Raw genomic sequence first — 22,002 nt, forward strand, 5'->3', positions numbered from 1 at the left:
GGCCTCACCGGTGGTCCAGGTGCGAGGCCGCCCACGGCCTCACCGGTGGTCGAGGTGCGAGGCCGCCCACGGCCGAGCCACGAGACCCCCGCACCCGACCATGGCGAGCACCACAGACACGTGCGGCGATCTCGAGGCTCCTCGCCGGCGCTCGTCACACCTCGATCACCGGTGGGCGTCAGACGAGGGCGCGGATGCGGGTATCCAGGTCGCGGCGGTCGCTGCGGCGCACGCGGACCTCGACGACCTCGACGCCACCGTTCGGGGACGCGAGGGCCTGGTGGAGCTCCGGCAGGGACTCCACGCGCCAGTGCGGGGTCCGGGTGGCGGCGCACAGGGCGGCGAGGTCGGCACCGTGGGGCGTGGCGAAGGCCCGCTCGAAGGCGTCGGCGTAGGCCGGGGCGCCCTGCTCGAGCGTGGCGAAGATCGAGCCCCCGTCGTCGTTGACCACCACGATCGTGAGGTCGGGCCGCGCCTCGGCGGGGCCGAGCAGGAGGCCGTTGGTGTCGTGCAGGAACGTCACGTCGCCCATGAGCGCCAGCGCCCGGGAGGAGTCCCGCGCGAGCGCGGCACCGAGGGCGGTGGAGACGAGCCCGTCGATGCCCGCCAGCCCGCGGTTGGCGATCACCTTGCGCCGGTCGCCGACGCGGTAGCGCGGCACCATGAGGTCCAGGTCGCGCACCGGGTTCGAGGGCCCCACCACGAGCAGCCCGGACGCTGGCAGGGCCGCCGCGACCGCACCGGCGGCCTCGTGCGGGGTGATGCCCTCCTCCGCCGCCAGCAGGGCGTCGAGCCGCCGCGAGAGGTCCGCGTCGGCGGCCCGCCAGGCCTCCAGCCACGCCGGGTCCCCGGCGGGCTGGTCGGGGTGCGGCCGAGCCGGGTCCAGCGTCCCCGCGACCGGGTGGGGCCGCCTCGTCCAGACCCCGGCGAGCGGCGCCGCGAGCACCTCCACCCCGGGGCGCTCGAGCAGCGCCGAGACCGGCCGGGAGAGCGTGGGGTTGCCGGCCACCACGACCCGCTCGACCTGCTCGCCCAGCACGCCCGCGAGCAGCAGCCGGTAGGTGCGGATCGCGTGCGTGCCGGTGCGGGCGCCCGAGGACGGCTCCGCCAGCAGCGGCCAGCCCGCGCGCTCGGCCAGGATGCGCGGCCACGGGCCGGCGTCGTCCCCGGCCACGACGACCGTGCGCGGGGCGGGGTCGAGCAGCGGCAACGATCCCTCGGGCACGACCGGCGGCGCGGGCGACGGCGGCACCGCCGCGAGGGCGGCCAGCTCCTCGGCGGCCCAGGGCGCCGCCGGCACCAGCGGTGCGTCCAGGCGCAGGTTCACGTGCAGGGGGCCGGGGCCGATGGTGAGGGTCTCCGGCGCCGCGTCGAGGTCGAGCGTCGGCACCAGCGGCCCGAAGACGCCCTCCTGCTCGGTCGTCTGGTTGGCCGAGGTGCCGCGCAGCCGCGCGGGGCGGTCGGCGGTGAGGGCCACCAGTCGCACCCCGGCGTGGGCGGCCTCGAGGACGGCGGGGTGCAGGTTGGCCACCGCCGTGCCGGAGGTGCACACGACCGCAGCCGGCGCCCCGGTGCGTGAGAGCCCGAGCGCGGTGAAGCCGGCCGAGCGCTCGTCGATCCGCGTGTGGAGCCGCAGCACGCCCGCCGCGTCCGCGTCGACGAGGGCCAGCGCCAGCGGGGCGTTGCGGGAGCCGGGGGCGAGCACGACCTCCCGGACCCCGGCGCGCACCAGGGCGGCCAGGACGCCCCGGGCGGCGAGGACGGCGGCGGGCTCGGGCTGGTCGGTCACGAGGACCTCTCTAGCACCGCGGCGGTGCGGGCCAGGCGCGCGGCCCACCAGTCCGCGCGGTCGGGCGGCGCCGCGAGGCGCGTCAGGGCGGCGGCGTCCACCTGCGGGCGACGCACCGGCAGGGCCCCGTCGACCGGCAGCAGCGAGGTGGTGACGGGGTCGCCGGTGAAGAGCTGGACGGTGGCCAGGCCGCACGCGTGCGGCAGCTCGGGCAGGGCGGCCGCGAGCGCGACCCCGGCCGCGATCCCGACGGAGGACTCCAGCGCCGAGGAGACGACGACGGGCAGGCCGATGTCCTCGGCGATCCGCAGGCAGGCCGCCACGCCGCCGAGCGGCTGGACCTTGAGCACGGCCACGTCGGCGGCCTCGAGGTCGCGGACGCGGTAGGGGTCGGCGGCCCGGCGGATCGACTCGTCCGCGGCCACCGGCACGTGCTGGCGTCGGCGGACCTCCGCGAGCTCCTCGACCGACGCGCACGGCTGCTCCACGTACTCCAGGCCACCCGCCGCGCGGTCGAGCACCGGCAGCCGGCGCAGCGCCGTGTCGACGTCCCACCCGCCGTTGACGTCGATGCGCACCCGGGTCTCCTCGCCGGGGTGCAGCGCGGTGAGCGCGGCGCGCACGGCCTCCAGCCGGGCCTCGTCCTCGCCCTCGGCCTGGCCGCGCTCGGCGACCTTGACCTTCGCGGTGCGGCAGCCGCCGCGCAGCACGATCGCGTGCGCCTCCTCGGGTCCGACGGCAGGCACGGTCACGTTCACCGGGACGCGCTCGCGCAGCGGCGTCGGCCACTCCCCGGCCGCTGCCTCCCGCGCGCAGGCCAACCAGGGCGCGGCGACCGCGTCGTCGTACTCGGTGAAGGGGCTCCACTCGCCCCAGCCGCCGGCGCCGTCGTGCGCGTCGGGGTCGTGCAGCAGGACGCCCTCGCGGACCGTCAGCCCGCGGAACCGGGTCGTGAGCGGGATCGACCAGACGTGTGCCTGCATCAGCGGTCCTCGGTGGTGGGGTCTCGACGTGCGCTCGTCGCCTGCGCTCCTCGCTGCTCGACCACCGCTGCGGCGGCGAGGGCCTGGAGGGCGAGGCGGTCGGGCTTGCCGTTGGCCAGCAGCGGCAGCTCCTCCAGCAGGACGAGGCGGCGCGGTGCCCACGCCCGCGGCCGGGTCTCGGCCACGGCGTCGCGCAGCGTCTCCAGGGGCGGGGGCGCGTCGGCGTCCGCGGGCACGACGAGCGCGACCAGGACGTTGCCCCACTCCTCGTCCGGCACCCCCACGACCTCGGCCTGCGCCACCCCGGGCGTCGCCCGCAGCGCCGCCGCGACGGCCGGCGCGGGCACGTTGAGGCCGCCGGTGACCACGACGTCGTCGAGGCGGCCGAGCACCTGGAGGCGCCCGTGCTCGGTGATCCGGCCGGCGTCGGAGGTGCGGAACCAGCCGTCCACGACCGCCGCGTCGGTGAGGTCGCGGTCGACCCGACCGGGCTCGCCCTCGTACCCGGCGAACAGGGTGGTGCCGGCGAGCAGGACCCGCCCGTCGTCGTCCACCCGCACCCGGGTGCCGTCGAGCGGGCGACCGTCGTAGACGCAGCCGCCGCTGGTCTCGGCCGAGCCGTAGGTGGCCACGACGCGGACGCCGGCCGCGGCGGCGCGCTCGCGCAGCGCGGCGTCGACCGGGCCGCCGCCCAGCAGCACGGTGTGGAACGTGCGCAGCGCCCAGACGTCGTCGGAGGTGGCACCCTCCGCGGCGGCCCCCGCACCACCGAGCATCCGGTGCAGCTGCGTGGGCACCAACGAGACGAAGCGCGGCCGCTCGGGGTGCGCCGCCACCAGCGCGGCCGCGGCCTCGGCGAAGGAGCCGTGGTCGTCGGCGAGCACCGGGCGGTGACCGGCGACCAGGGAGCGCGCGACGACGTTGACGCCGGCGACGTAGCCGGCGGGCAGCGTGAGCAGCCACGGCCCGGAGGCACCGACGCGGGCGGCGCTGGCCCGGGCGGAGGCGAGCACCGAGGCCCGCGGGAGCAGCACCCGCTTGGGCGTGCCCGTGGACCCGGAGGTGCGCACGACCAGCGGGCCCGGCTCGTGCGGGGCGGACAGCCACGCCTCGAGGACGTCGACGACCTCGGCGGGCTCCGCGGGCAGCGTCACGGGCGGTGCAGCGGGGTCCACGTAGGGCAACGTACTCCCGGGCCGGTCCAGAGCACTCGTCCAGACCGGTGCCACCGATCGTCATCCGCGCCGTGACCCGGGGGCGCGCCCGTCGTTGTGGCCAGCGACCCGGCCGGTCGGCACTCCCCCCAGAGCTGATCGTCCGGGGCCGAGCCGCGGGCTCGGCCGTGCACGGGGTCCGGCCGTCCTCCCGGGCCCCGTGCAGGTCGGCGGCGTCGGACTGGTTCAATCGTGGATCGTGGCCACCGCAGCACAGTGGGTCGCCGGCTCCCGGCCCCGCACCCTCCCCGCCTCCGTCTCCCCCGTCATCGCCGGCACCGGCGTCGCCGCCGCCGTCGGCGAGGCCGTGTGGTGGAAGGCGCTGCTCGCCGCGGTCGTGGCGCTCGCGCTCCAGGTGGCGGTCAACTACGCCAACGACTACTCCGACGGGGTGCGCGGCACCGACGAGGTCCGCGTCGGCCCGATGCGGCTGGTCGGCTCCGGCGCCGCCCGCCCGGGCCAGGTGAAGGCGGCCGCGTTCGCCGCCTTCGGCGTGGCCGGGGTCGCGGGCCTCGTCCTCGCCGCGACGACGGCCTGGTGGCTGGTCCTGGTAGGGCTCGTCTGCGTGGTGGCCGCCTGGACCTACACCGGCGGCCCCCGCCCCTACGGCTACGCCGGGCTGGGCGAGGTCATGGTCTTCGTGTTCTTCGGCCTGGTGGCGGTGCTGGGCACCACCTACGTGCAGGTCGAGGCGTTCCCAGCCGCCGCGTGGGTGGCCGCCGTGGGCATCGGCCTCATCGCCTGCGCGCTGCTGGTGGCCAACAACCTGCGTGACATCCCCACCGACACCGAGACCGGCAAGCGCACGCTGGCCGTGATCCTCGGGGACGCCGCCACCCGTCGCACCTTCGTGGCGATGATGGCCGGCGCCGCCGCGTGCGCCGTCGTGCTCGCCGCCCTCACCTCGTGGTGGGCGCTGCTCGCCCTGGTGTTCGTGCTGCCCGCGCGGCGCGGGCTGACCACGATCCTCTCCGGCGCGCAGGGCCCGGCGCTCATCCCCGTGCTGGCCTCCACCGGCGCGGCGGAGCTGCTGTGGTCGCTCGGGGCGGGCGTGCCGCTGATGATCGTCGGCTGACCTCGGCGCTGGTCTCGAGACGGTTGCTGCGCAACCTCCTCGACCACCGGTAGGGCGTCAGCGCTTCTTGCGGTCGATCTGCCGCTGGATGCGCGCCGGGTCCTGCCCGAGGATCTTGCCGAGGATGACCGCGCGCATGCGCCAGGCGGCCACGACGGCGACGACGATGGCGATGAGCAGCAGGAACTTCATGCCGACCAGCCTACGGGCAGGCGGGTGAGCCGACGAGGGGTCGGACCGGCTCAGTCCTGGTCCTCGCGCGCCTTCATCTCCTCGAACCGGGAGGAGGCGCGCTGCGCCCGGCGCTCGACGTTGGCCGCCAGCGCGCGGCGCGGGGCGTCGAGCACCCAGTAGCCGGCGATGCCGGAGACGAGCAGGGCCGCGATCATGGCCACCAGGAGGTTCGGCGTGCCCAGGAGGGCCCAGACACCCATGACGATGGCCAGCGAGGCGAGGAAGAGCAGGATGCGCAGGCCGGTGTAGATCGCGAACTCCTTCACGCCCCCAGCGTAGGTGGTGCCGCGCGGGTGCAGCGAAAGCCGATGACCTCGGACCCGCCCACGGTTGGGTCCACCGGCCTACAGTGGAGGAGTGATCAAGCTGCTGCTGTTCGTGGCCGTGGTCGCCCTCGTGACCTACTACGTGGTGCGGACCCTGCAGAAGCGCGGCGTCCTGTCCCAGGGCGCGCAGCGCCCCGGGTCGGGCTCGGCACGGCCACGCCGCGTGCGGCGCGAGCCCCCGCGCACGGTCGCCCCCGACGACGACCCCGACTTCCTGCGTGAGCTCGACCGGCGCCGCCTGCACGGCGACGACCCCGACAGCCCCTGAGGGCCCGGCCTTCCCGCGCTCACCCACACCGCCCCACACCGCACGCGAGCCCCTGACCGATCCACTCGGTCAGGGGCTCGTGCGCGTGTGGCCTCGTCTCGGGGCCGGCTCCAGGGCCGGCTCGAGGGCCGGCCGGCTCAGAGGCCCGACGAGGCCCCTGGCGGGGGCGCGACCACCGAGGTCGTGGGCGCGTCGGCGTAGGAGTGCATCGACGTGGTGGAGAAGTAGTTGATGCCGATGAAGTTGAACCAGAGCGTGGCCATGCCGACCAGCGCCAGGATCGCGGCCGAGCGGCCGCGCCAGCCGGCGGTCGCGCGGGCGTGCAGGTAGGCGGCGTAGACGACCCAGGTGATGAACGCCCACACCTCCTTGGGGTCCCAGTTCCAGTACCGCGACCAGGCCTCGTGCGCCCAGATCGGGCCGGTGATCAGCACCGCGAAGGTCCACACCGGGAACGCGAAGGCGTGCATCCGGTAGGAGATCAGGTCCAGCCGGGACGTGCCGGGCACCCGGGCCCACCAGCCCGTCTGCGCAGGGACGTCCTCGGCGTCCTCCCCCTCCGCACGGCGCGCGGCCACGGCCTCGAGCGCGGCGGCCCGGCGAGCCTCGCGGCGGGCCTGCACCAGGTAGAACGCCGACGCGATGCCGCCCACGGTGAACGCGCCCGTGGCGATGACGGCGGAGACGACGTGGATGACCAGCCAGTACGACTGGAGCGACTCCATGAGCGGCTGCACCGGCGCGTAGAGCCAGATGACGGCGACCATGAGGATCGAGAGGACGACGGCCAGCACCGGGATCGCCATCCACTGCAGCTTGAACTTCCGGAAGGCCACCAGGTAGATGAACGCGACCACGAACGTGCCGGTCAGCGTGAACTCGTACATGTTGCCCCAGGGCACGCGGTGCGGCTCGGCGGCCATGCCGCGCGCCACCAGGCCCACGAGGTGCACGGCCACCGCCAGCGCGGTCAGCAGGACGCCGGCGCGCCCGGCGATCTCCAGCCGGTCGGCGTCCCGCTCGGCGGTGGCCGCCGCTGCGTCGGCGTCGCCAGGAGCGACCGCGTCCGAGGAGGCCGGGGCACCGCCACCGACCAGCGCGGGCTCGGCCACGGCGACGCTCACCGGCACCTTGCGCAGCATCGCCCACTCGGCCAGGTGGGCGAGCAGCGCGAGGAAGTAGACGATGCCGGCGGCCGCGATGGCCTGCTGGCTGAGGGACTCCCAGGCGGTCTGGGTCATGCCTGCTCCTTCGTGGCCGAGTCGTCCTCGGTCGCAGTGGGGGTGGTCGGTGCCGGCGCGTCGGCGGCAGGTGCGTCGCGGTCGTCGTCGGCACGGAGCGTGCCCACGATATCGGCCAGCACCAGACTGACGTCGCCGCCGCCGGAGCGGTCGAGCACCGCGAGCTCGACGACGGTGCCGTCGTCCGTCTCCCGGGCGCGCACCCAGGCGCGGCGCGGGCGGATGAACAGCGAGCCCATGACGCCGATCAGCATGAGCACGACACCGCCGAGCGCGATGAGCTTGCCGGGGGTCTGGCTGATCTGCACGCGCACCCACGGCTCGACGCCGTCAAAGGTGACGGTGCCGAGGCCGTCGGGCAGGTCGATGGAGTCCCCGACCTGCATGTCCAGACGCAGCGGGCTGCCGTCGTCCTTGGTGAGCTGGGTGGCGTTCGACTTGTCGAGCACGTAGACCGACTGCGACTGCCCGTCCTCCAGGCCCAGGTCGCCGACGTAGGCGAGCATCGACAGGGTCGGGTTGAGGTCGTCACCCATGACGTTGATCGGGTCGCCGTCCGCCATCACGTAGGTGGGGTAGAAGAGCCCCTCGAGGCCGATCGCCTCGGGCTCGGCGGTGCGGGCCTTGACGACGCCGAAGGAGAGCAGGCTGGCGTCCTGCGGGAGGAAGATCGTCGGCCCGGACCAGGCGACGTCGCCGTTGCCGTCAGTGACGGTGATGATCGGGGCATACCCGTGGCCCACGAGGAAGACCTCGGTGTCGCCGATGTCGAGCGGGTGGTTCACCCGCAGGTCGTAGGTCTGCTCCTCGCCGCCCGGGGAGTCGCTGTAGCTCAGCGCGGCCGAGTAGCCCTGGCTGGTGCCCGCGCCCCGGCCCTCCATGATCCACTCGACGTCGAAGTCGTCGACGTCGAAGGAGAAGGGCTCCATGTCGTCGGTGGAGAACAGGCTGCCGGGGTTGAAGTCGTCGTACTGGGTCAGGTTGTTGGAGAAGCCGTTGCCCTTCACCACGATGACCGCGCCCTGGTAGCCGAGCACCGAGCCCATGCCGAAGCCGACGAGCACGACCAGGATCGCCAGGTGGAAGACGAGGTTGCCCGCCTCGCGCAGGTAGCCGCGCTCGGCGGAGACCCCCGACTCGCCCTCGACCTCGCCGCGCACCCGGTACCGCTTCGAGCGCAGGAGGGCACGGGCGGCGTCGTGGACGTCGGCCGCCGAGCGGTCGGTGACGAAGGAGGCGTGCTCGGGCAGCCGGGTGAGGTGGCGCGGCGCCCGCGGCGGCTGGGCCCGCAGGCCGCGCCAGTAGACCCTGAGCCGCGGCAGGATGCAGCCGACCAGGCTGATCATCAGCAGCACGTAGATCGCGGCGAACCACGGGGAGTCGTAGACCGCGAAGAGGCCCAGCTTCTCGTAGATCGGCGCGAGGGTCTCGTGGGCCTCCTTCCAGTTGCTCGCCGACAGGGAGTCGACGTCCTCCTGGGGGATGATCGAGCCCGGGATCGCGGCGAGCGCGAGCAGCAGGAGCAGGATCAGCGCGGTGCGCATGGACGTCAGCTGGCGCCACGCCCAGCGGCCCAGCTCGCGCACGCCGAGCTCGCCGGGTCGGCGACCCTCGCCCCCGCCGTCCCCGCCGCTGCCGCCGGGCCCGCCGGTGCCGCCGGTGCCGCCTGCGGAGCCGTCGCGGTCCTCGCTGGCGTCGAGGTCGGAGAGCCGTCCCTCGGTGGTGCTCACACGCTCACCTCGTAGTCGCTGATGACCTGGGACTGGAGCCACGTGACGGCCCAGTCCCACCAACCGGTGAGGATCAGCACGCCGACGAGCACGAGCATCGCGCCGCCTGCCCGCGTGATCCCGACCTGGTGCCGCCGGATCCAGCCGATCGCGGTGCTCATCCGGCCCCAGGCCAGTGCCGCGACGACGAACGGGATGCCCAGGCCCAGGGAGTAGAAGACGAGCAGGAACGCCCCGCGCCCGGCGGTGCCCTGGTCGTAGCCGAGGCCGAGGATCACCCCGAGCGTCGGGCCGATGCAGGGGGCCCAGCCCAGCCCGAAGAGGAAGCCGAGCACGGGGGCGGCGGCCAGGCCGACGGCGGGCACCTTGTGCACGCGCAGGTCACGCTGGAGCCACGGCACCCGCAGGAGGCCCATGAACGCCAGGCCGAGCAGGATCACCAGGATGCCGAGCCCGATGTCGAGGTAGTCCTTGTTGACCAGCACCCAGGTCCGCAGCGAGCCGACGAGGGCCCCGAGGATGACGAACCAGACGGTGAAGCCCAGCACGAACAGCACCGAGCCCGCGAGCATCCGGCCGCGGCGCGCGGAGGCCTCGCCGTTGGCGAGGTCGGCGCCGGACAGGCCGGTGGCGTAGGAGAGGTAGCCCGGCAGCAGCGGCAGCACGCACGGGGAGAAGAAGGAGACGAGCCCGGCCACGATCGCGACCGGCACGGCCAGCAGCAGCGACCCCGAGTACGTGGTGGCGGCGAACCAGTCACCCATCGGAGCCGGCTCCCTGCGAGGCGGTGGCGGACGCCTCGTCCGAGGCCTCGTCCTCCGCCTCGGCGGCGCTGCTGACGTCCACCTCGGAGGCCTCCGGGCCGCCGGCGGTCTCCACGAGCGAGGCCAGGGTGATGGCCGACGGCACGGGGCCGGAGACGATCGAGGCGACCCTGCCCTCGGTGTCGAGCACCAGGGTGGTGGGCATCGAGCGGGGCGCGGTGCGACCGGGGAAGGAGAGCAGGGCCTTGCCGGCGGGGTCGTAGATGGAGGGGTACTCCACGCCGCGGTCGCGCTCGAAGGCGGCGGCCAGGTCCACCGAGGAGTCACGCACGTTGATGCCGACGAAGGTGACCTCGTCACCGAGGTCGGTGTAGGCCGACTCCAGCGCGGTCAGCATCGGCATCTCGGTGATGCAGGGGCCGCAGAGGCTCCACCACACGTTGACCACGACGACCTGGCCCTCGTGGTCGGCGATGTCCCAGGTGCCGCCGTCGACGGTCTCGCCGGAGAGGTCGACGGGGTCGAGCCGGTCGGCGGCGTCGTACTCGACGATCTGGCCGTCACCGGCGACGTAGTCGAGGTCGCCCGTGCTGCCCAGCGAGGAGCAGCCGGCCAGGACCGGCACCAGCGCCAGCACCGACGCGGCCAGGACGCGGCCCAGGGGAGGGCGCAGGGCAGGGCGCAGGGCAGGGCGCTGCCGGCGTCCGCGGGGGTGGGACATCAGGCCTGGTCTCCCTGCTCGGTCTCCTCGGCGGGGTCGCCGCCGGAGCTGAAGGCGTCCTTGCGAGCGTGCGCCGGGACGAGGTCGCCGGCCGGCTCGGAGTAGACGATGCGGGTCAGCGTGCTGCCCTCGTACTCCAGCGAGGTGACCGAGCACAGCGTGCACTGGCGCTTGCGCGGGTCGTGCACGTACCGCTTGCCCTCGAGGTGCAGCCGGGTCGTCCAGATCGGCAGCTGGTGGGAGACCAGCACGGCCTCGTGACCCTCGGCGACGACGCGCGCGGCCTCGACCGCGGCGAGCATCCGGGTGGCGATCTCCCGGTACGGCTCGCCCCAGGAGGGCTCGAACGGGTTGCGCAGGTGCTTCCACTTCTTCGGGGAGCGCAGCAGCCCGCCGCGGGTGAAGGTCTCGCCCTGGAAGACGTTCTCGGACTCGATCAGCCGCGGGTCGGCGCCGACGGGCAGGTCGAGCGCCCGGGCCAGGGGCGCGGCGGTCTCCTGCGCGCGCTCCAGCGGGGACGCCGCCACGTGGACGATGTCGCGGTGGCCGATCTGCTCGGCGACCCGCTCGGCCATGCGGTGGCCCAGCTTCGAGAGGTGGTAGCCGGGGCTGCGCCCGTAGAGCACGCCCTGCGGGTTGTGCACCTCGCCGTGCCGCACCAGGTGGACGGTCGTCTGCGCCATGGCTGCTCCCCCGCCGCGCTCAGGCGTCCACGGCCTGGGCCGCGGCTCGCGCCGCCGCCGGAAGCGCGTCGAGCACGGTCGAGACCGCACGGTCGTCGTGCGCGGCGGAGAGGAACCAGGCCTCGTACGCCGAGGGCGGCAGGTAGACGCCCTGCTCCAGCATCGAGTGGAAGAAGGCCCGGTACGCCGCCGCGTCCGTGCGCGAGGCGTCCGCGAAGTCCTTCACCGGCCCGTCGCAGAAGAACACCGAGAACATCGTGCCGGTGGACTGCACGGTGTGCGTGACGCCCGCGGCGCTCAGGGCCTCGGACGCGGCCGTCTTGATGGTGTCGGCCGCGGAGCCGATGTGGGCGTAGACCTCGTCGGTGGCCAGGCGCAGCGTGGTGAGGCCGGCGGTGGTCGCGACGGGATTACCCGACAGCGTGCCGGCCTGGTAGACGGGGCCCTCGGGCGAGAGGGAGGCCATCACGTCGGCGCGGCCGCCGAACGCGGCGGCCGGGAACCCGCCGCCCATGACCTTGCCGAAGGTGACCAGGTCGGGCACCCAGCCCTCGACCTTGCCGTCCAGGCCCCACTGCCCCTCCTTGGAGGCGCGGAAGCCGGTCATCACCTCGTCCGAGACGAACAGCGCGCCGTGCTCGCGGCAGGTCTGCGCGAGGAACTGGTTGAAGCCCGGTTCCGGGGGCACGACGCCCATGTTGCCGGCGGCGGCCTCGGTGATGACGCAGGCGATCCGGGCGCCGTGCTCGGCGAAGACGTCGAGCACCGCCTGCCGGTCGTTGTAGGGCAGCACGAGGGTCAGCTCCGTCGAGGACGCCGGCACGCCCGGCGTGCCCGGCACGGCGAACGTGGCCAGGCCCGACCCGGCGCTGGCCAGCAGCGCGTCGACGTGGCCGTGGTAGCAGCCGGCGAACTTCACCACGACGTCGCGGCCGGTGAAGCCGCGGGCGAGGCGGATCGCGCTCATCGTGGCCTCGGTGCCCGAGGAGACGAACCGGATCTTCTCCACGGGGGTGCGGGCCACCATCTCCTCGGCCAGCTCCACCTCGGGGACGGTGGGCGTGCCGTAGGAGGTTCCGCGGGCGACGGCGTCGGCGACGGCCGCCTGCACCTCGGGGTGCGCGTGGCCCAGCAGCATCGGGCCCCAGGAGCAGATGAGGTCGACGTAGTCGTTGCCGTCCACGTCGGTCAGCCAGGCGCCCTGCGCGGAGCGGATGAACCGCGGCGTGCCGCCCACCGCGTTGAAGGCGCGCACCGGGGAGTTCACGCCACCGGGGGTGACCGCGCGGGCCCGCTCGAAGAGGTCGGCGGAGGCCTGCGTGGGGAGGGTCGTCACCGGCTGGGCAGGGTTCTGCTGCGTGGAAGACACCCCGTCATTGTGCAAGGCTCCGCCCAGCGCTGCGAATCGCTCCCACGCCTCGTCACCGGTGGTGCCCACGGGGGCTGAGAGCCTCGTGAGACACCACTGAGCGGGCCCTGAGGACGCGGGCCCGCCCGGGGACCGCGACCGGCCACCACCGGGCGGGCCAGGCAGGTCTGACCGATCGGCCGAGGCGAGGTCGGGTTACCGACCCGTAACGTCGACCCGCATGTGTCGTTGGTCTCAGCACGGGTAGGAGAGGACGGTGCCCGGCCCGACCGGCCGGCACCGCGACACACGTGCTCCCCGCGACGACGCGGGCCGGCACCAGCAGGACGAGGGAGAACCACCATGACGCAGGGCACGCCGACCGGCGGCCGACGACGCACGTCCGGCGAGCGCACCACCTGGCAGCGGGTCACCGCGCTGGTGCCGCTGGGCATCGTCTCCGCCGCGGTCACCGCCGCGCTGGTCAACCCGGCCACCTACGCCGGCCCGACCCTGACCGCGCAGACGACCCCGGAGTCCGAGACCGCCACCGAGGGCGTCCTGCCCGACGGCACCTCCCTGCCCTCCGCGGTGCTGCGCGACCCGGCCACCGTCTCCTCGCGGCGCTCCAGCTCCACCGCGCTGGCCAGCCGCAGCGCCCGTGCCACCGCGGCCTCGACCTCGAGCGCCGCGATCCCCGACGCGGCCCTCGTGGCCTACCAGCGGGCCGAGAGCATCATGGGCGCGGCCGACGCCGGCTGCCGCCTGGACTGGACGCTCCTGGGCGCCATCGGCCGCGTCGAGTCCGACCACGGCCGCTACGGCGGCAACGTGCTGGACGCCGACGGCGTGGCCCGTCCGGGCATCCTCGGCCCGCGCCTGACCGGCGCCGGCGGCACCACCCGCGTCGAGGACACCGACAAGGGACGCCTCGACGGCGACACCGGCCTCGACCGGGCCGTCGGGCCGATGCAGTTCATCCCGTCCACCTGGTCGCTGGTGGGCGTCGACGCGGACGGGGACGACCGCCGCGACCCGCAGGACATCGACGACGCGGCGCTGGCCGCCGGCGTGTACCTGTGCGCCGGCGACACCGACCTCGGCACCACCAGCGGACTGCGCGAGGCGGTCTACCGCTACAACCACAGCGACGAGTACGTCGACCTGGTGCTGGAGATCATGGACTCCTACGCGGCCGGCGACTACTCCGCCGTCCCCACCTCGGTGCGCGGCGGCGACCTGATCCAGGCGCTGCCCGAGCCGCAGCCGGTCGCCGGCAGCGGCGGCGACCAGGGCGGCAAGGGCACTCAGCCCGCCTCGTCCTCCGGCGGCTCGGGCTCGTCCTCCGCCCCCTCGGCGCCCGCACCCTCGCCGTCCACGGCGCCCAGCGGGGGCGGGAACCAGGGCGGGTCGGGCGGCTCCTCGGGCAGCGACACCCCGGTCGACACCACCACCCCCAGCAGCGCCGGCGAGGCCGTGGGCGAGGTCGTCGAGGACGTGGCCTCGGCCGTGCCCTCCACGGGCGTCGACCCCGTCGACGAGACGCTCACCCGCGCCGAGGCCCTGGCCCAGTGCACGCTCGAGGGCGTCATCGACAACCCGCTGACGGCCGCGAACGAGCTGGAGGCCTGCGTCCAGGGGCTGCTCAACCCCTGAGCGTCAGCACGATCCTCAGCGCAGCCAGCCCGCGGCCTCGGTGGCCCAGTAGGTCAGGATGACGTCGGCGCCGGCGCGGTGGATCGAGGTGAGGGTCTCGAGCACCGCGTCCTGCCGGTCGATCCAGCCGTTCGCGGCGGCCGCCTCGACCATCGCGTACTCACCCGAGATGTTGTAGGCCGCGACCGGGACGCCGACGGTGTCGCGGACGCGGCGGATCACGTCGAGGTAGGCCAGCGCAGGCTTCACCATGACCATGTCGGCGCCCTGCTCGACCTCGAGCACGGCCTCGCGCACGCCCTCGCGGGCGTTGGCCGGGTCCTGCTGGTAGGTGCGGCGGTCGCCCTGGAGGGCGGAGTCGACGGCCTCGCGGAAGGGTCCGAAGAAGGCCGAGGCGTACTTCGCGCCGTAGGCGAGGATCGCGACGTCGGTGTGCCCGGCGGTGTCGAGCGCGTCGCGGATGACGGCGACCTGGCCGTCCATCATGCCGCTGGGGCCGATGACGTCGACCCCGGCCGCGGCCTGCGCGCGGGCCATGTCGGCGTAGATCGCGAGCGTGGCGTCGTTGTCGACCGAGCCGTCGGTGGCCAGCACGCCGCAGTGGCCGTGGTCGGTGAACTCGTCGAGGCAGAGGTCGGCCTGCACGGTCAGCGCGTCGCCGACCTCGGCCTTGACGTTCTCGATCGCGAGGTTGAGGACCCCGGAGGGGTCGACGCCCGCGGTGCCGCACGCGTCCCGGACGGCGGGCACGCCGAACAGCATGATGCCGCCGATGCCGGCCTCGGCGGCCTCGGCGGCCGCACGCTTGAGGGTGTCCTGCGTGTGCTGGACGACGCCGGGCATCGAGGAGATCGGCTTCGGCTCGCTCAGCGCCTCGCTGACGAACGCGGGCAGGATGAGCTGGCCGGCACGGACCTGCTGCTCACGGACCATCGCCCGCATCGCGGGGGTGGTGCGCAGGCGGCGGGGCCGGACGACGGGTGCGGTCGCACCGGGGGCGGGCCGCAGGGCGTAGCCGTCGGGGTCGGTCATCGGGGAGTGCTCCTTCGGGGTCGGGGATGACCCGTCGGAGAGGCCCGTGCGGTTGCCCGTGCGGACCGGACCGGCGGGGTGCCCACCGCCGAGTCGGCAGCACCTTTCACGGTTCTGCTGAAGGCTGCTGCCGACTCGGCGGGTGGGTCAGCGGGAGGACGTGGCCTTGCGCCGCGCGGACGGCTTGCGGTCGGACGGCTTGGTGACCGGCAGGCCCTGCTCGACCAGCGAGGCACGACGGGCGGAGCCGAAGTCGGCCAGCGCGTCGGTGAGCACCTCGATGCTCGGGCTCGGCGCCATGACGTCCACGCGCAGGCCGTGCTCCTCCGCCGTCTTGGCGGTGGCGGGCCCGATGCAGGCGATGATCGTCGAGGCGTGCGGCTTGCCGGCGATGCCGACCAGGTTGCGCACCGTCGAGGACGAGGTGAACACGACCGCGTCGAACTTGCCGGTCTTGATCGCCTCGCGGGTCGGCGCCGGCGGCGGGGCGGCCCGGACGGTGCGGTAGGCGGTGACGTCGTCGACCTCCCAGCCGAGCTCCACGAGGCCGGCGGCCAGGGTCTCGGTGGCGATGTCGGCGCGCGGCAGGAAGACCCGGTTGATCGGGTCGAGGTCCTCGTCGTACTCGGGCCAGTCCTCGAGCAGGCCCACGGAGGACTGCTCGGACTCGGGCACCAGGTCGGCGCGCAGGCCCCACTGGGCGATGGCCTCGGCGGTCTTGTGGCCGACGGCGGCGATCTTGAGGCCGGAGAAGGAGCGGGCGTCCAGGCCGTACTCCTCGAACTTCTCGCGCACGGCCCGCACGGCGTTGACCGAGGTGAACGCGATCCACTCGTAGCGGCCCTCGACGAGACCACGCAGTGCCTTGTCCATCTGCTGCGGGTTGCGGGGCGGCTCCACCGAGATGGTGGGCACCTCCTCGGGCACCGCGCCGTAGCCGCGCAGGCGGGTGACCAGGGTGCCGGCCTGCTCCTTGGTGCGGGGCACCAGGACGCGCCAGCCGAACAGCGGCTTGGTCTCGAACCACGAGAGCGTGTCGCGCAGGCCGACGACCTGGCCGATCACGATGATCGCGGGCGGGGCGACGCGAGCGGCGCGGACGTCCTCGGCGACGTCGGCCAGCGTGGAGCAGACGGTGGCCTGCTCGGTGGTGGTGCCGACGCGGGTGACGGCCACCGGGGTGGAGGCCGGGCGGCCCGCGGCGACGAGCGCCTTGGCGGTCTCGCCGATCTGGCCGACGCCGGAGAGCAGCACGAGGGTGCGGTCGTCGGCGTAGCGGGACCAGTCCACGGTGCCGTCGCAGGTCACGACGGTGACCTCGCGGTGGTCGCGGGTGGTCAGCGGGATGCCCGCGTAGGCCGGGACGCCGGAGACCGAGGAGACGCCGGGGACGATCTCGAAGCCGATGCCGGCCTTGGCGACCGCCTGGGCCTCCTCGGGGCCGGAGGCGTACGTGAACGGGTCGCCGCCGAGCAGGCGGACGACGCGGAGGCCCTTCTTCGCGTGCTTGAGCACGACCTTGGCGCGGGCGGCGTGCGTGAGCGGCTGCCCGTCCTCGCCGAAGCCCCCGTCGACGACGAGCGGGCCCGTGGCCTCGCCGTCCTCGTCGAGGTGCGTCCCCAGGAGCCGGGCGACCATCTCGGCCTGCTCGGGCGCCTCGGTGACGACGACCTCGCAGTCGCGGAGGAGCTCCACGGCGCGGACCGTCAGCAGGTCGGGGTCACCCGGTCCGCTTCCGACGAACGAGACCCAGCCGTGAGGCGTGGCGGACTCGCTGGTGCGCGTCATCGTTCTTCACCCTGTTCTGTCTGCGTGTCGACCGGACCTGGCTGGCCCAGCTGTCCTGCCCCGTCGGCGAGCATCTCCTCGCCGAGCCGGGTGCCGACGCCCACGGCGTCGTCGAGGCGGCCGGCGGCAGAGCTGCGCACCGACAGCGCCCCGTCGGGCGAGAGCGCCACTGCTCTCACCCAGAGCTCGTCCCCGTCCTCGCCCTCGACGACCTCGCCGAGCGCCCCGATCGGGGCGGAGCAGCCGCCCTCGAGCGTGGCCAGCACCGCGCGCTCGGCGAGCACGGCGGCGCGGGTGCCCGCGTCGTCCAGGTGCTCGCCCAGGGCGGCGACGAGGTCGGTGTCGGACTCGCGGCACTCGACCGCGAGCGCGCCCTGCCCCGGCGCGGGGAGCACCTGGAGCGGGTCGAGGGTCTCGGTGACCAGGTCGAGGCGGTCGATCCGGGCCAGGCCCGCGCGGGCCAGGACGACGGCGTCGAGCTCGCCCGAGGTCACCTTGCCGACCCGGGTGTCGATGTTGCCCCGGATCGGGACGATCTCCAGGCCAAGCCCGAGCGCGGCCACCTGGGCGGCGCGTCGCGGCGAGCCGGTGCCCAGGCGGCTGCCGACGGGCAGCTCGCCGAGCGTGAGGCCGTCGCGCGCCACCAGCACGTCGCGGGAGTCCTCGCGGGTCGGCACGGCCGCCAGCGCCAGGCCCGGGTGCGGGGCGGTGGGGAGGTCCTTGAGGGAGTGCACGACGAGGTCGACCTCGTCGGCCAGCAGCGCGTCGCGCAGCGCGGAGACGAAGACGCCGGTCGAGCTCGACCCGACGAGGCTGGTGTTGCTCGCCTGGCTGCGGTCGCCGTCGGTGGTCACCTCGACCAGCTCGACCTCGCGACCGAGCCGCGCGCGGACGAGGTCGGCGACGTGGCCGGACTGGGTGCGGGCCAGCAGCGAGCGCCGGGTCCCGAGACGGAGGGCGGGGGCGCTCATGCCTGGCTCCCCCGGTGCTCGGTGCGGCTGACGGTGGCGTCGGGCACGTCCGGGCGGGTGACGGCGGTGACCGAGTCGGGGTCGAGCGCGAACAGGTCGGCCAGCGCGGCGGCGTAGGAGACGGCCCCGTCGGTGTTGGCCAGCTCGCGGACGCGGACGGTCGGCTCGTGCAGCAGCTTGTCGACGACGCGGCGCACGGTGTGCAGCACCTCGCCGCGCGTGTGCTCGTCAAGGTCGGGCAGCTTGCCCTCGAGGCGGGCCATCTCGGCCTCCACCAGCGAGGTGGCCATGGTGCGCAGGGCGACGACGGTGGGCGTGACCGACGCCTGGCGGCGCGCGGTGAGGAACGCCGCGACCTCCTGGGTGACGATCTCGCGGACGGCGGCGATCTCCGCGGCGGCGTCCGAGCCGTGCACCTCGGCGGCCAGGGACGCCAGGTTCACCAGCGTCACGCCCGGCACGGCGCCGGCGGTGGGCTCCACGTCGTGCGGGAGCGCCAGGTCGATCACGGTGAGCGGACGGCCGTCGGGGCGGGCCCGGCGGAGCATGTCGGCGGTGACCACCGCGCCGGTGGAGCCGGTGCAGGTGACCAGCAGGTCGACCCGGGCGAGCTCGGCCTCGAGCGCGTCGACCGGGGCGGGCCGCCCGCCGTAGGTCTCGGCGAGGCGCTCGGCGCGGGCCGGGGTGCGGTTGATGACGACCAGGTCGCGCACGCCCTCGCGGTGGACGGTGGCGGTGGCCAGGCCGGCCATCGCACCGGCGCCGAGGACGGCGGTGGCGACGCCGGCGAGCATGCCCGACCCGTCCGCGGCGTCGGCGGGGAGCGCGGCCCCGGCCTGCTCCAGCGCGGCCCCGACGAGCGTGGGGGCGGCGCGGTCGATGTCGGTCTCGGCGCGGCTGCGCTTGCCGACCCGCAGCGCCTGCTGGAACAGCGAGTTCAGGGCGGGGCCGACGGTGCCGAGCTCCTGGCCCAGCCGCAGCGCCTCGCGGGTCTGGCCGAGGATCTGGCCCTCGCCGACAGCCATGGAGTCCAGCCCGGCGGCCACCTGGAAGAGGTGGGAGACGGCGCCGTCGTCGTAGTGCACGTACAGGTGCGGGAGGATCGCCTCGGTCCGCTCGCCCGCGCGGCCCACCAGCAGGCTGCTCAGCTCCTCCACGGAGCCGTGGAACCGGTCGACGTCGGCGTAGAGCTCGAGCCGGTTGCACGTCGAGATGACGGCGGCCTCGGTGACGTGGCCGCACCCGGCGGCCTGCTTCACCAGGTCGTGCAGCGAGTCGCCGTCGGCGGCGGTGACCCGCTCCAGCAGCGAGACGGGGGCGGTGTTGTGGGAGATCCCCACGACGAGGACGCTCAAGCGAGTCCCCTCTCCATGTCCGGCTCCTCGACCTCGGCCGACGCCTTGCGCTGCTCGTGGTAGGCCAGGATCTGGAGCTCGATCGAGAGGTCGACCTTGCGCACGTCCACGTCGTCGGGGACGGAGAGCACGGTCGGCGCGAAGTTCAGGATGTTGCGGACGCCGGCGGCGACGAGTGCGTCGGCGACGTCCTGGGCCGCGTGCGCCGGGGTGGCGACGACGGCGATGGTGACGCGGTGCTCGGCGACCACCGCGGCGAGGTCCTCGAAGGGCCGCACGACCAGGCCGGCGACCTCGTCGCCCTGGCGCGCGGGGGCCGCGTCCAGCAGCGCCACGACGCGGAAGCCGCGGCTGCGGAAGCCGGAGAAGCTGGCCAGCGCCTGGCCCAGGTTGCCGATGCCCACGATGACCACGTGGTGGTCCTGGGTCTGGCCGATCTCCCGGGCGATCTGGTGGCGCAGGAACTCCACCTCGTAGCCGACGCCCCGGGTGCCGTAGCTGCCCAGGTAGGAGAGGTCCTTGCGCAGCTTGGAGGAGGTCACGCCCGCCGCGGCCGCGAGGTCCTCGGAGGAGCAGCGTGCGGTGCCGGCGTCGGCCAGGGCGGTGAGTGCACGCAGGTAGAGCGGCAGCCGCGCGACGGTGGCCTCCGGGATGTCCCGGCTCGCCTCCGCGGGGGTCCGTTCCGACACGTGCTCACTCCCTGCCAGCCGCGCGTGCTGGGAGGGTCTCTGCTGACCCCCCGGTCGCCGCTACGGCCCGATCACTGTAGGAGTTCGTGAACGCAGGAACAAAATGAGTGGCCCCGGTCTCAGCCGACGGGCTACCACAGGCGGACGTGGGCGTCCGCAGGGGGGGTGGCCGCCCCACGGGCCGGGGTGGGTCAGCGCGCGAGCGCGGCCCGCAGGCGGACGGGGTCCACCCGCCAGAAGTCGTGCTGGCGGCCGTCGACGAACGTCACCGGCACCTCGTCGGTGAACCGCTCGACCAGCGCGGGGTCGTCGTCGATCATCACGACTTCGTATTCCTCGCCGGTCTCGGCGCACACCGCCGCGACGGTCTCGTGCGCCACCTCGCACAGGTGGCAGCCGGGGCGGGAGTAGACGGTGACGCGGGGCGCGCTCACGAGAACAGCTCCGTGTCGCGGCGCCGGGCCGCGGCGCGGAGGATGCCCTTGCGCACCTTGCCGGTCACGGTCATCGGCAGCACCTCGACCACCTCGATGCGCGAGGGCCGCTTGAAGCGGGCCAGCCGCTCGGTGCACCGCTGCCGCACCCGCTCCTCGAGGTCGACCACGCCCGCCGCGTCCTGGTGCGGGGCCAGGACGTAGGCGACGACGGCCTCGCCGGTCGCCTCGTCGGCGACCCCCACGACGGCGGCCGAGCGGACGCCCTCGACGCCGAGGATCACCTCCTCGACCTCGACCGGGTAGACGTTGAAGCCGGAGACGACCACGAGGTCCTTCACCCGGTCGACCAGCCAGAGGTCGCCGTCCTCGTCCAGGAAGCCGACGTCGCCGGTGGCCCACCAGCCGTCGGCGTCCGGGCCGTCGGCGCCGTCGGGCCAGTAGCCGGAGAACAGGTTGCGCCCACGGATGACCACCTGGCCGGGGTCGCCGGGCTCGGGGGCAGAGCCGAGGGCGTCCTCCAGCCGGATCTCCACCCCGGGGATCGCGGCGCCGACCGAGCCGGGCGCGGCGTGCGCGGAGCACAGCGTGGAGGTGACGACGGGCGCGGCCTCGGTGAGCCCGTAGCCCTGGTGCACGGGGACGCCGGTGATGCTGGTGATCTCCTCGACCGCCTCGGTCTCCAGCGTCGCGGAGCCCGAGAGCAGCAGCCGCACCGGCCCGAGCCGCTCGCGAAGGTGCTCCTCGGTGCGCCACTGCGCCAGCACGGCCGGCGCGATCGGCACGACGCTGCACGCCTCGTCCTCGATCAGCTCGAGGGTGTCGACGGGGTCGTAGGCGGTGACCAGGACGAGGCGGGCCCGGTGCCGCAGCACCGAGCCGAGCACCGCGCCCAGGCCGTAGACGTGGAAGAGCGGGAGCACGCCGAGCACGACGTCGTCGCCGTGGATCAGCGGCGGGTCCACCTGCGCCAGCTGCTCGACGTTGGTCAGCAGCGCCCGGTGGGAGAGCATCGCGGCCCGCGGCCGCCCCGTGGCGCCGGAGGTGTAGAGCAGGACCGCGAGCTTCTCCGGGTCCGGCACCTGGCGCGCGGTCAGCCGCCCGCCGGTGGCGCGCAGGTGGTCGTAGGAGCGCTCGCCGGGCGCCAGGGTGCTGCCCACGAGCACCACCCGCGGCGCCTTGCGCACGCCCGGACGCGGCAGCGTGCCGTCCTCCGCGCGGCGCTCCGCGATCACGCCGACCGCGCGGCGCACCGCGCGCACCGCCACCTCGTCGGCCAGGACGAGGCGGGCGCCCGAGTCCTCGAGCACGTGCTCGACCTCGACGGCCGTGCTGCGCGGGTTGACCGGCACCGCGACGGCCTGGAGCCGCAGCACGGCCAGGTAGGTGGTGACGAACTCGAGCCGGTTCGCCGAGGCGATGGCGACCCGGTGGCCGGCGACCAGGCCGGCGGCCTCGAGGCCGCGGGCGACCCGGTTGGTCTCGGTCTCCAGCTCGGCCCAGGTGACGCGACGGCCCCCGGACTCGACGAGGGCGACCCGCTCGGGCACCTCGCGCGCGGCGGAGGCGAGGAGGTCGGTGAGGTCGGCGACCGGGCTCGCGGGCATGGGGGCCATGGTGCCACGCGCCCGGACGCGTGCGAGGGGGCTCCCACCCGCTTCCCCCACCTGCGCCGGCCCCCGCTGCGACACCGGCCCGACG

General features: G+C 74.8%; 21 protein-coding genes. 3 read left to right on the forward strand and 18 right to left on the reverse strand.

Translation table 11 applies throughout. The annotated features are described in order from the left end of the window. Positions 1 to 178: 178 nt before the first annotated feature. Genes menD through M8316_RS00270 form a run of 3 tightly spaced genes read right to left on the reverse strand, consistent with a single transcriptional unit; the run spans position 179 to position 3,947 of the window. Entirely contained in the window at positions 179 to 1,789 is a 1,611-nt protein-coding gene (menD, locus tag M8316_RS00260; RefSeq protein ID WP_250050901.1) for a 2-succinyl-5-enolpyruvyl-6-hydroxy-3-cyclohexene-1-carboxylic-acid synthase, read from the reverse strand. Beyond that, the gene (locus M8316_RS00265; protein WP_250050902.1) at positions 1,786 to 2,772 is read right to left on the reverse strand and encodes an o-succinylbenzoate synthase; all 987 of its coding nucleotides are present in this window, start codon (positions 2,770 to 2,772) and stop codon (positions 1,786 to 1,788) included. The genes menD and M8316_RS00265 overlap by 4 nt, the downstream gene beginning before the upstream one ends. Next, on the reverse strand, positions 2,772 to 3,947 hold the full coding sequence (locus tag M8316_RS00270; protein WP_250050911.1) for an AMP-binding protein: 1,176 nt from the start codon (positions 3,945 to 3,947) through the stop codon (positions 2,772 to 2,774). The genes M8316_RS00265 and M8316_RS00270 overlap by 1 nt, the downstream gene beginning before the upstream one ends. Before the next feature lie 238 nt (positions 3,948 to 4,185). Between M8316_RS00270 and M8316_RS00275 the strand changes: the two genes are divergently transcribed. Further along, entirely contained in the window at positions 4,186 to 5,061 is an 876-nt protein-coding gene (locus M8316_RS00275) for a 1,4-dihydroxy-2-naphthoate polyprenyltransferase (protein ID WP_250050913.1), read from the forward strand. A 57-nt stretch (positions 5,062 to 5,118) separates the two neighbouring features. Here M8316_RS00275 and M8316_RS20340 read toward each other — a convergent pair whose 3' ends face one another. Both M8316_RS20340 and M8316_RS00280 read right to left on the reverse strand, forming a co-directional pair. Then, entirely contained in the window at positions 5,119 to 5,253 is a 135-nt protein-coding gene (locus M8316_RS20340) for a hypothetical protein (RefSeq protein WP_272494462.1), read from the reverse strand. Between the two features lie 50 nt (positions 5,254 to 5,303). Then, positions 5,304 to 5,561, reverse strand: a complete 258-nt coding sequence (locus M8316_RS00280; protein ID WP_250050915.1) for a DUF4229 domain-containing protein — start codon at positions 5,559 to 5,561, stop codon at positions 5,304 to 5,306. A gap of 91 nt (positions 5,562 to 5,652) precedes the next feature. On the opposite strand from M8316_RS00280, the gene M8316_RS00285 reads away from it, so the two are divergent. Beyond that, positions 5,653 to 5,889, forward strand: coding sequence for a hypothetical protein (locus M8316_RS00285; RefSeq protein WP_250050916.1), 237 nt, complete (start codon positions 5,653 to 5,655; stop codon positions 5,887 to 5,889). Between the two features lie 137 nt (positions 5,890 to 6,026). On the opposite strand, the gene ccsB is transcribed toward M8316_RS00285, so the two are convergent. From ccsB to hemL, 6 genes are read right to left on the reverse strand one after another with little or no spacing between them, the layout of a single operon-like run. Continuing rightward, positions 6,027 to 7,130, reverse strand: coding sequence for a c-type cytochrome biogenesis protein CcsB (gene ccsB, locus M8316_RS00290; protein ID WP_250050919.1), 1,104 nt, complete (start codon positions 7,128 to 7,130; stop codon positions 6,027 to 6,029). Next, positions 7,127 to 8,860 (reverse strand): cytochrome c biogenesis protein ResB, encoded by a 1,734-nt coding sequence (gene resB, locus M8316_RS00295; RefSeq protein ID WP_250050921.1) that lies wholly within the window; start codon positions 8,858 to 8,860, stop codon positions 7,127 to 7,129. Before resB ends, ccsB begins: the two co-directional genes overlap by 4 nt. Next, the gene (locus M8316_RS00300) at positions 8,857 to 9,624 is read right to left on the reverse strand and encodes a cytochrome c biogenesis CcdA family protein (protein ID WP_250050923.1); all 768 of its coding nucleotides are present in this window, start codon (positions 9,622 to 9,624) and stop codon (positions 8,857 to 8,859) included. The genes resB and M8316_RS00300 overlap by 4 nt, the downstream gene beginning before the upstream one ends. After that, complete coding sequence (locus M8316_RS00305; RefSeq protein WP_250050925.1) at positions 9,617 to 10,345, reverse strand: TlpA disulfide reductase family protein; 729 nt, start codon at positions 10,343 to 10,345, stop codon at positions 9,617 to 9,619. The genes M8316_RS00300 and M8316_RS00305 overlap by 8 nt, the downstream gene beginning before the upstream one ends. Further along, a complete protein-coding gene (locus tag M8316_RS00310) occupies positions 10,345 to 11,028 on the reverse strand; it encodes a histidine phosphatase family protein (protein WP_250050927.1) in 684 nt (227 codons plus the stop codon). Before M8316_RS00310 ends, M8316_RS00305 begins: the two co-directional genes overlap by 1 nt. A gap of 19 nt (positions 11,029 to 11,047) precedes the next feature. Then, positions 11,048 to 12,397, reverse strand: coding sequence for a glutamate-1-semialdehyde 2,1-aminomutase (hemL, locus tag M8316_RS00315; RefSeq protein WP_308195931.1), 1,350 nt, complete (start codon positions 12,395 to 12,397; stop codon positions 11,048 to 11,050). Positions 12,398 to 12,739: 342 nt separating this feature from the next. On the opposite strand from hemL, the gene M8316_RS00320 reads away from it, so the two are divergent. Further along, on the forward strand, positions 12,740 to 14,032 hold the full coding sequence (locus tag M8316_RS00320) for a lytic transglycosylase domain-containing protein (protein WP_250050928.1): 1,293 nt from the start codon (positions 12,740 to 12,742) through the stop codon (positions 14,030 to 14,032). Positions 14,033 to 14,047: 15 nt separating this feature from the next. On the opposite strand, the gene hemB is transcribed toward M8316_RS00320, so the two are convergent. From hemB to M8316_RS00355, 7 genes are all read right to left on the reverse strand, one after another. Then, positions 14,048 to 15,064: a porphobilinogen synthase gene (gene hemB / locus M8316_RS00325; protein WP_250050930.1), complete on the reverse strand. Its 1,017-nt coding sequence runs from the start codon at positions 15,062 to 15,064 to the stop codon at positions 14,048 to 14,050. A gap of 147 nt (positions 15,065 to 15,211) precedes the next feature. Then, complete coding sequence (locus M8316_RS00330) at positions 15,212 to 16,852, reverse strand: bifunctional uroporphyrinogen-III C-methyltransferase/uroporphyrinogen-III synthase (protein ID WP_250050932.1); 1,641 nt, start codon at positions 16,850 to 16,852, stop codon at positions 15,212 to 15,214. Next, entirely contained in the window at positions 16,849 to 17,823 is a 975-nt protein-coding gene (hemC, locus tag M8316_RS00335; RefSeq protein ID WP_250050934.1) for a hydroxymethylbilane synthase, read from the reverse strand. Before hemC ends, M8316_RS00330 begins: the two co-directional genes overlap by 4 nt. Continuing rightward, the gene (locus tag M8316_RS00340) at positions 17,820 to 19,178 is read right to left on the reverse strand and encodes a glutamyl-tRNA reductase (protein ID WP_250050936.1); all 1,359 of its coding nucleotides are present in this window, start codon (positions 19,176 to 19,178) and stop codon (positions 17,820 to 17,822) included. The genes hemC and M8316_RS00340 overlap by 4 nt, the downstream gene beginning before the upstream one ends. After that, positions 19,175 to 19,867, reverse strand: coding sequence for a redox-sensing transcriptional repressor Rex (locus M8316_RS00345; protein ID WP_250050939.1), 693 nt, complete (start codon positions 19,865 to 19,867; stop codon positions 19,175 to 19,177). Before M8316_RS00345 ends, M8316_RS00340 begins: the two co-directional genes overlap by 4 nt. Positions 19,868 to 20,058: 191 nt before the next feature. Continuing rightward, the gene (locus tag M8316_RS00350; RefSeq protein ID WP_250050941.1) at positions 20,059 to 20,301 is read right to left on the reverse strand and encodes a glutaredoxin family protein; all 243 of its coding nucleotides are present in this window, start codon (positions 20,299 to 20,301) and stop codon (positions 20,059 to 20,061) included. Next, positions 20,298 to 21,908 carry a class I adenylate-forming enzyme family protein gene (locus M8316_RS00355; RefSeq protein WP_250050943.1) on the reverse strand — a complete coding sequence of 537 codons (1,611 nt, stop codon included), beginning with the start codon at positions 21,906 to 21,908 and terminating at the stop codon, positions 20,298 to 20,300. The genes M8316_RS00350 and M8316_RS00355 overlap by 4 nt, the downstream gene beginning before the upstream one ends. Between the last annotated feature and the right edge of the window lie 94 nt (positions 21,909 to 22,002).

Origin of the sequence: Nocardioides bruguierae, from assembly GCF_023554635.1 — a bacterium.
GTDB lineage: Bacteria > Actinomycetota > Actinomycetes > Propionibacteriales > Nocardioidaceae > Nocardioides > Nocardioides bruguierae.